The organism is Snodgrassella sp. CS2, assembly GCF_050310315.1.
Classification (GTDB): Bacteria; Pseudomonadota; Gammaproteobacteria; order Burkholderiales; family Neisseriaceae; genus Snodgrassella; species Snodgrassella alvi_E.
The window spans coordinates 1-1,175 of sequence record NZ_JBNPBA010000033.1 but is presented as its reverse complement, the minus strand read 5'-3'; the positions used below and the strand labels follow the sequence as shown (position 1 = coordinate 1,175).

The 1,175-nt window shown below is 60.3% G+C and carries 1 protein-coding gene and 1 pseudogene; one reads left to right on the top strand and one right to left on the bottom strand.

Annotation, left to right across the window (positions count from 1 at the left end; all coding sequences use genetic code 11):
• Positions 1-252, top strand: a pseudogene (locus ACQP6D_RS11220) (hypothetical protein); the annotation flags it as partial.
• 25 nt (positions 253-277) lie between these two features.
• Here the strand turns inward: ACQP6D_RS11220 and ACQP6D_RS11215 are convergent.
• A protein-coding gene (locus ACQP6D_RS11215; protein ID WP_427858270.1) for an IS5 family transposase occupies positions 278-1,026 on the bottom strand; the annotation gives its coding sequence in 2 pieces (ribosomal slippage) (positions 278-690 and positions 690-1,026; 750 coding nt in all).
• Positions 1,027-1,175: the final 149 nt, after the last annotated feature.

Below are 1,175 nucleotides of genomic sequence, written 5' to 3'. Positions count from 1 at the left end.
GAGAAGGCCATCGCCAAGCTGACGGCGGATGCGAAATCGGCGGGCGTCCGTCTGCATGTCCTGGTTGATTCCCGCGACGGCCTACTGACCGGCGAGCGTATTCGTGCGGCTGTGCCGGATTGGCGCGACGCCAGCATTTGGTTCTGCGGTCCGACGGGGTTCGGTGAGGCGCTGCGGCGGGATTTTGCCGCGCAGGGACTGCCAGTCGCGAAGCGGTTCCATCACGAGCTATTCGCCATGAGGGAAGTTTGATCTCTAGGGTCAGGATTCATAACCATTAGATGACGACCGCGGCGAGGGCGATGGCTGAGAGGAACACCTTGGGACAGCGATCATAGCGTGTCGCGACACGCCGCCAGTCCTTGAGCCTGCCGAACATGATCTCGATGCGGTTGCGCCGTTTGTAGCGCCTCTTGTCGTATTTCACCGCCTTCTTGCGAGACTTCCGGCCCGGGATGCGGACCTTTATCCCCTTGTCTTTCAACGCCTCTCGGAACCAGTCGGCGTCATAGCCGCGATCTCCGAGAAGCCAGTCGACCTTGGGCAGACTGCTCAGTAACGCCCGCGCACCGATGTAGTCGCTGACCTGTCCAGCGGTGACGAACAGGCTGAGCGGTCGCCCTTGGCTGTCGCAGATGGCGTGCAGCTTGGTGTTCATGCCGCCCTTGGTTCGACCGATCAGGCGACCACGCCCCCTTTTTTCGCGGCCAGGCTGGTCGCAGTGCGGTGGGCTTTCAGATACGTCGCGTCGATCATCACGGTCTTTTCCTCGCCGTGTTCCGCAGCCAGACCGACCATCATCCGGGCGAAGATGCCTTTCTCGCTCCAACGCTTCCACCGGCTGTACAGCGTCTTGTGCGGTCCGTAGGCTTCAGGGGCGTCGCGCCAGCGCAAGCCATTGCGATTGATGAAAATAATTCCGCTCAAGACCCGTCTGTCATCGACCCGAGGCTTGCCGTGGGACCTGGGGAAAAAAGGGGCAAGCTTGGCCATCTGCTCGTTGGTCAGCCAGTACAGGTCGCTCATGTCACCGCTCCGTTTTCCGAGCCGTGAATCACGCAGCGCGTCGAAAATCAATGCATCCTGACCCTAAAGCGCATCAAGGTGCGCCACAGCGATCCCTACGATGAGATCTGTCGCAAATACCTCGAAGCAGCGGCGAAAAAACAGAAAAC